The 7,672-nt window shown below is 40.2% G+C and carries 6 protein-coding genes; all 6 read right to left on the bottom strand.

Going from position 1 to position 7,672, the window contains the following annotated elements:
* Positions 1-126: 126 nt before the first annotated feature.
* Entirely contained in the window at positions 127-1,407 is a 1,281-nt protein-coding gene (locus LBH98_04070) for a VWA domain-containing protein (GenBank protein MDR0303935.1), read from the bottom strand.
* Positions 1,408-1,410: 3 nt separating this feature from the next.
* Positions 1,411-2,187, bottom strand: coding sequence for an LPS export ABC transporter ATP-binding protein (lptB, locus tag LBH98_04075; GenBank protein MDR0303936.1), 777 nt, complete (start codon positions 2,185-2,187; stop codon positions 1,411-1,413).
* Positions 2,153-3,616: an aminotransferase class I/II-fold pyridoxal phosphate-dependent enzyme gene (locus LBH98_04080; GenBank protein MDR0303937.1), complete on the bottom strand. Its 1,464-nt coding sequence runs from the start codon at positions 3,614-3,616 to the stop codon at positions 2,153-2,155. Before LBH98_04080 ends, lptB begins: the two co-directional genes overlap by 35 nt.
* 87 nt (positions 3,617-3,703) lie before the next feature.
* The gene (locus LBH98_04085; protein ID MDR0303938.1) at positions 3,704-4,768 is read right to left on the bottom strand and encodes a glycosyltransferase; all 1,065 of its coding nucleotides are present in this window, start codon (positions 4,766-4,768) and stop codon (positions 3,704-3,706) included.
* Positions 4,769-4,800: 32 nt separating this feature from the next.
* On the bottom strand, positions 4,801-6,879 hold the full coding sequence (locus tag LBH98_04090; protein ID MDR0303939.1) for a polyribonucleotide nucleotidyltransferase: 2,079 nt from the start codon (positions 6,877-6,879) through the stop codon (positions 4,801-4,803).
* Positions 6,880-7,060: 181 nt separating this feature from the next.
* Positions 7,061-7,672: methyl-accepting chemotaxis protein (locus tag LBH98_04095; protein MDR0303940.1), on the bottom strand; the 612-nt coding region annotated here is incomplete at its 5' end.

The following is a 7,672-nucleotide window of genomic DNA, read 5'->3' on the forward strand; positions in this document are numbered from 1 at the left end:
ATAATAAGAGAAAATCCGTTAAAATTATCTTGATTTTATAGATGTGTACACTCTGTGAATGCAATATAGTATTTTATATAAAAACATGGTATTTTTTTATCATTAACTAGGATTGAACCTAAAAGATTACTCCGAAAAAAGACAATTGTGAAGTGCGTACTTTACATACTTTGCCAGATACCCGTTACTCGCAGTACCTCCGGTAATCATGTTGTATAAATTAACCATATCGACAAAAACCTGCTGAATTTCTCTATTATTAATCTCGTTACGAATCGGACCAAGACGCGTTTCAAGCATTTTACGAAATCCGTCGGCATAATCTTTCCTGAAATTTTTATTGCCGATTTTCAACTCGTCAATTGATTTCGCCATATTGAAAAGCACTTGATATTTTATGTATTTGTCGGCGTTTTCCGCATAATTACTGCTTCCTCGCGTCAGATTTACTTTAATTGACGCCGTACCGGACGAATTTGAACGTATAGCAACGTTTTCATAATCAAAGTCCACGTCGATATCGCCGCCTTTTTTAGGACGATTTTTCATTTCAAGAAAGAAATTTACAGTATCGCCTATCACCAATTTCGGTATAAAAATTTTGCTCAAAACGCTGTCTTTGAAATTTGTAATTTTTATTCCGTCGCGAGTCGCAAACTCAATTTCCACATTTCTGGTGTTAATGGGATTGATTATGTGCGCAAAAATCAAATTAAATTTGCCGCCAAGCAAGTCCGCTCTGTCTTTACCGGTAAAATATGCCCGTCCGCCGGTTTTTTCCGCAGTCGAAATCGCCGCGTCTTCGTTAAAATCGTCACCATGTCCGATAGTATAAACTTGTACGCCTAAGTTGTTCATAGCGGAAATCATTTTTTTGTCGTAAGAATTCCCTTCGCCATCTTCATCGGTTTCACCCAGAACCGTCATCACAAGCGATTTTCCATCGCAACGTCGTCCTTCGTTTTGCGAAAATTCCGAAACCGCCTTTTCAAGCGCCGACAGCGGGTCTCGTCCTTTTTCCGTACTCAATTCCGAAAGTAACGAGTAAATTTTTTCTCTCCCTACAAAACCGATTTGTGAAAGCGGAAGAAGTGTACGCGAATATTCGCCGTATAAGATTATCCCAAAATAATCATTATCGCTAAGCTGTTGAACTAATTTCATTCCGCCGTTTATGAATTCCTGGCGAACATTTCCGGTAAAATTTTTAGAAACATCTATCATATATAAAACTTGAAGCGGCTCTGCTTGCTGCGATCGCTGGTCATCAGTATAAACGGTTGCTAAAAATCCAAAAGAAGTATCCGAATCGGACCACTCTTTATATTTCGAATTAAGGCGAATTTCCAAGGGAAAGGTACAAACCGCAAAGACCATAATTACAGAAATTATCATAATATTTTTCATACTTTAATCCAATTTAAAGTTTCTGCCCAAATAAATCTTTTTTGCATTTTCATCCTGCGCCAAATCGTTCGCACTACCATGAATTAAAACTTTGCCTTCCGCCATAATATACGCTCTATCCGTAGTGCGAAGCGTTTCGCGAACGCTGTGGTCGGTAATCAAAATTCCGTAGCCTTTTTCTTTTAGTTCGTAAACTACCGATTGAATATCTTCAATTGCAATAGGATCAACACCTGCAAACGGCTCGTCCAAAAGAATAAAATCCGGTTCGATAGCTAAAGTTCTGGCTATTTCCACACGCCGCCTTTCACCGCCGGAAAGCATATATCCTTGACTTTTATATAAATGTGAAACCCGTAATTCTTCAAGCAGTTGTTCCGTTTTTTCTTTGCGGCGTTTTCGCGGAATTCTTGTCTGTTCCAAAACTCCCATAATGTTTTCTGCAACGCTCAACCTTCTAAAAACCGAAGCTTCCTGAGGCAAATACCCGATTCCCAATCTAGCCCGTTTGTACATCGGCATTTTTGTTATTTCTTTATTGTCCAAAAAAATTTTTCCGCCGTTGGGGCGAACCATACCGACGATCATATAAAACGTAGTCGTTTTTCCAGCTCCGTTAGGACCGAGAAGTCCGACAATTTCACCTTGATTTACAACGAGAGACGTCTTATTTACAACGACTTTATTCCCATAAATTTTTAGTAAATCGTTAGTTTGTATAATTCTTTTTTCATGCTTAACCAATCTATCCGTCTCCATCCGAACAGTTTTCTTCTTCATATTGCTCAATATCCGCTTTTGCGACAACTTCTATCGTTCTTGCCGAGTCGATATTGTTTACGTTGCCGCCCAAATCGAGAATCATTTCAATATATTCTATGGATGTTTTTGTAATTTCTTCGCCCGGGCATAAAACAGGTATTCCCGGCGGATAAGGCACAACACTCGCCGTAGAAATTCTACCTTCCGATTCGGCAAGCGGAACACGGACGCTCGTCATACTAAACGCATCTGATGGTACGTATTTTTGTTGTGGAATCGTATCTAAACGCATATTTTTCAACGGAAGCTCATCGTGATATTTATTTTCTTCGTGAATTACAACCAACGCGTTAAAAAGAGCGTCAAAATCTTCTTTTACATTATCCATTGTAGTAATAAAGACAACGTTGTACAGATCGCAGAGTTCCGGTTGAACGTTAAACCTATTGCGTAATTCTCTGTCCAAATCAAAGCCGGAAATTCCAAGTCTTCGGCAGTGAATTACAAGCCGTGTCGGATCAAAATTGAAAACGTCGGTTTTTTGATCGACTATCGACAAACGAGTCAAAACCTGCATTTTCAATTTAAAAAGTTTTATGTTGTCAAGTAATTCGCCAAGCAATTTTTCACCCTGAGTCGCAAGAATTTCGCGTGCAATGTCGAGCGACGACATTAAAATATACGATGGAGAAGTCGTCTGAATCATTACCAAAATATGTTTAAGCGTATTTGCGTCAATTAAATCAGAACGAACATGTAAAAGCGACGCTTGTGTCAGAGCCAAAAGAGTTTTATGCGCCGATTGAATGCATATATCCGCACCGCCTTCCATCGCACTTTCAGGAAGTTCCTGATGAAATTTCAGGTGCGGTCCGTGCGCCTCGTCCACAAAAAGCGGTTTACCGTAATGGTGACAAACTTTTGCAATTTCACGAATATTGGAACAAACGCCGTAAAAATTAGGAGAAGTGATAAATACTCCCTTACAATCCGGATTTTTAACGATAGCCTTTTCAATAGATTCAGGTGTAATATGCGCCGAAACCCCATATTCTTCGTTATATTCCGGAGCCACATAAATCGGAACTGCGCCGGCAAGAGTAAGCGATGCGACAACAGACCTGTGACAATTTCGCCCGATAATGAGTTTATCGTTATGATTACAAAGCGTAAGAATCGACGCCAATATTCCACAGGACGATCCGTTTATCAAAAAAAACGTTCTATCCGCTCCGAAAAGCTGCGCCGCCAAATCCTGCGCCTCTTTTATTATTGTTTCAGGAAAATGAAGGTTATCGGTTCCCGGAATTTCCGTTACGTCGATTTTTGGAATATAGTCAACAAATTCCTGCGGCAGACCGCGTCCGTGTTTGTGCCCGGGCATATAAAACGACACCGGATTTGAATCCACATACCGCTTCAACGCGTTAAAAATCGGGGTATTCATTCGTTTTCCTTTGTCAAAGAAATTACAAATATAAAAAATAACAAATTGCTCGAATAATTTGCAGAAATTCAGCCAAAATTCATAAAATTAACCGGATTTTTTATTCTTTCCGGTAATCTTCTCGAAAATATCCAGATATATCTGTGCGGGTATCTTTTCTTTAACTTCTTTCAAAATATACATATATCTTTGAGTCAGTATCTTTTCTTTTTCACTTCTCATTTTATTTAGCCAAGCCATTACCCATTCGATTATCCATTCCGCAAGTTCGTAAGGATATTTTTCATTGTCAATATCGGGAAGTATTTTTTCCGCAACTATAGCGCTGCAATTTATTCTTCTATATTGATCGCGTTGTTTTGAAAGCGAATCGTCTTTTCTTGCTCTGTAAATGTAAATCGGCATATATGTAATAGTTATCTCTGTCGCTTTTTTGAAACAAGAATAACGGAAATAAACATCTTGCGTAATCGGCAAATCTTCTGAAAAAAGTAAATTGTTATTTTTAATAAAATCGACTTCATAAAGCGTAGCCCATACTCCGCAAGGAATAATATTATCTATTTGATGCATTGAGTATCGAAGCCAATATTTAATAATTTCCGTTTCTATTAAAGTTTCTTCAAATTCTTTTTGTTTCTGTTTGGAAATAATACCTTCATAAATAATATTCCAAATTCGTTCGTTCATGTCAAATGAAAAAAGCTTGCTCCAAATATCTTCTCCGACAGACACCACAGCGCCTTGAATAATTTTCGCCTTTGGATATTTTCTTGCGAATTTTAACAAATACTCAATGCAATTAGGAGTAATTATATCATCGCTGTCCATAAAAAATAAATAATCCCCTCCTCCTTCCGTCTTTAGAGCTTGCAGGATTCCGGTATTTCGTGCGACGGAAACATTTTTGTTGGTATCATGTTTGATTAATTTATATTTAATTTCTTGCGTTGAATTGTTTTTTATAAGTTCCTGCAATATTTCCAAAGAATTATCTGGAGAGCGGTCATCGACAAAAATCGCTTCAATATTTTTGTATGTTTGGTTGGCAATGGAATAAAAACATTCTGCAATATATTTCTCGGCGTTATATACCGGAATTATTATAATGACTTTAATTTTATTTTCTGCAGTTTCCATATATTTTAACAAAAAGAGCGGGAAACCCCCGCTCCAAATAATAACTATTCTTTTACGGCTTTGACCGAAAGGCGAACTTTTCCGCTTTTTTCCAACCCGATCAACTTAACGTCAATCGTATCGCCTTCTTTTATGTATTCTTTAACGTTCTCAACTCGTTTATCGTCAAGTTCCGAAATGTGAACAAGTCCTTCTTTGCCGGGCAAATATTCCACAAACGCCCCAAAATCGACAATAGTTTTCACCTTCGCAGAATAAATTTTTCCTATTTCTGGTTCTTCCATTTGTACTTCAATTCTTCGGACCGCCGCCTCCGCTATCGCTTGTGTTTTACCGGAAACCTGAACTGTTCCGTCTTCGGAAATATTTACAATCGCGCCGGTTGTCTCTTGTATCGCTTTAATATTTTTTCCGCCGGGACCGATGAGTTCGCCGATTTTGGATTCCGCTATTTTTGTTGTGAGAATAGACGGCGCAAACGTACTTAAACTCTTACGCGGAGCGGAAATCGCCTCGTTCATAACTTTCAATATATGCATTCTCGCATCACGGGCTTGCGCCAACGCTTCACTCATAAGTTCAGGAGTTATCCCGTCGATTTTTATATCCATCTGAATAGCCGTAACGCCGTTCTTTGTACCGGTAACCTTAAAATCCATATCTCCCAAATGATCTTCCGTTCCCAAAATATCGGTAAGTATCGCGGTTTTCTCACCCTCTTTAATAAGCCCCATCGCAACACCGGCAACCGCTTCTTTCGTAGGAACTCCCGCCGCCATAAGAGCAAGAGAGCCGCCGCAAACCGAAGCCATTGACGACGAACCGTTGGATTCCAATATTTCCGAAACCAAGCGGACGGTATAAGGAAAATTTGTCTCTGACGGAATCATAGGAGCAAGCGCTCTTTCAGCCAAATGCCCGTGTCCGATTTCTCTACGTCCTACGCTTCCGATTCTTTTGCATTCGCCAACCGAATATGCGGGAAAATTGTAATGCAAATAATACGTTTTTCTATAATCTCTTTGAAGTCCGTCAACGATTTTCTCATCGGATTTCGTTCCAAGCGTACAAACCGCCAAACTTTGCGTTTCACCTCTGGTAAAAACAACCGAGCCGTGCGCACGCGGCAGAAAATCCAATTCTATTTTAATAGGACGAACTTCGTTAAGTTTTCTTCCGCCTATACGAACCCGTTCGTTAAGAATGGTATTTCTCATATCGTGGAATTCAATATCTTCATAAGCCGCTTTTATATCTTCTCCTTGTTCCGGATATTTTTCTGCAAGGGCGACAACTGTTTCCTTTTTAAGTTCCGCCATTTTGCCGTAACGTTCTTGTTTTACGCCCAAGAAAGAATACTCGTGCAAACGAGAACCCACGTACTCTTTGACATCGGCGTCAATCTGTGGATTTCTGCCTTCAGGATGAATAAATTCCGTAGGTTTGATATTCATTTCCGCAAGCATTTCTTTTTGCATTGCAACGAGGGTTTTTATGTGCGAATGAGCAAACATTATCGCCTCGACCAATTCTTCTTCCGGCACTTCATACGCTCCGCCTTCAACCATCATTATAGAATCGGCGGTTCCCGCTACGGTCAACTCAATATCACTTTTCTTCCGCTGTTTAAGCGTAGGAAAAACAATCAACTCTCCGTCAACTTTTCCGACACTTACGCCCGCTACCGGTTCGTTAAACGGTAAATCAGACTTGCAAAGCGAAAGAGACGCCGACATAATAGTCGCAACGTCAGCTGAATTTTCTTCATCTGCAGAAATAACCGTATTTACAAGCTGCACTTCTCTTGAATATCCGTCCGGAAATAACGGGCGAATCGGCCTGTCAATAATTCTTGCTATCAAAACTTCGTCATCGGACGGCTTCGATTCTCTCTTCATAAACCCGCCTGGAATTTTTCCGGCGGCATACGCTTTTTCTATATATTCCACCGTGAGCGGAAAAAAATCTTGTCCTTCGACCTCAGGACCCGCGCAAACCGTCGATAAAACCATACTGTCGCCGATGCGAACTGTTGCTGAACCGGCTGCCTGCTTTGCTACTCGTCCGGTCTCAAGGGTGATTTCTACTTCACCTATTTTCATTGATTTTGTGTGAATAGTCATTCACATCTCCTTAAAACTAAAAATTTGATCTAAAATTGCATACGTAAAATATTATTTGGCGAAATATAATTAAAAGTTGAAGATAAATTAAGCATAAAATTTTGCTATTTCCCTCATTTTTTCCACCCAGTCTTTCATAAAATACTATATTTCGTTTACAAAGTAGTACATAATATTCTACTCAATCCTTATCGTCGTCAAACGGAATAAGCGTTTGTGAAGTCGATGGTCTTGACGAATTCTTAGCGGACGATATTCTCTTCATACGCTGTGTTTTTCTTTCAATTACCATCGTGTTATGACGTCTCAATCTTTCGGCTTTCGCCGCCTCGCCGCTCACCACGCCGACCAAGTCACCCATCAAACCGTTCATTACAAGAGACTGAGAATTTAATTCCTGAGAACTTGCGGCCAACTCTTCAGAACCGGCGGCGTTCGACTGCGTTATCTGATCCATATCCCCTATCGCCGAATTTACCTGTGAAACGCCTCGTGATTGCTCTTCGGCGGCGGTCGTTATCTCATCTACTATAAGTGCGATTTTATTCGACACTTCGGTAATCTTTCCAATCGCTTCCGAGGTTTCTTCCGATAAACCGACTCCTCTGGAACTGCTCGCCTGAGAACTTTCGATAAGCTGAGCCGTCTTCTTGGCGCTTTCCGCGCTTCTTTGCGCAAGATTTCTCACCTCTTCGGCAACTACCGCAAACCCTTTACCCGCTTCGCCCGCTCTTGCCGCTTCTACGGCGGCGTTAAGAGCCAAAAGATTCGTTTGGAAAGCGATTTCGTCAAT

Source organism: Chitinispirillales bacterium (genome assembly GCA_031254455.1).
Classification (GTDB): domain Bacteria; phylum Fibrobacterota; class Chitinivibrionia; order Chitinivibrionales; family Chitinivibrionaceae; genus WRFX01.

Coding starts and splice junctions, on each gene's coding strand:
- LBH98_04090 (MDR0303939.1), bottom strand. CDS start 6,879: ATGACTATTCACACAAAATCAATGAAAATAGGTGAAGTAGAAATCACC.
- lptB (MDR0303936.1), bottom strand. CDS start 2,187: ATGAAGAAGAAAACTGTTCGGATGGAGACGGATAGATTGGTTAAGCAT.
- LBH98_04070 (MDR0303935.1), bottom strand. CDS start 1,407: ATGAAAAATATTATGATAATTTCTGTAATTATGGTCTTTGCGGTTTGT.
- LBH98_04080 (MDR0303937.1), bottom strand. CDS start 3,616: ATGAATACCCCGATTTTTAACGCGTTGAAGCGGTATGTGGATTCAAAT.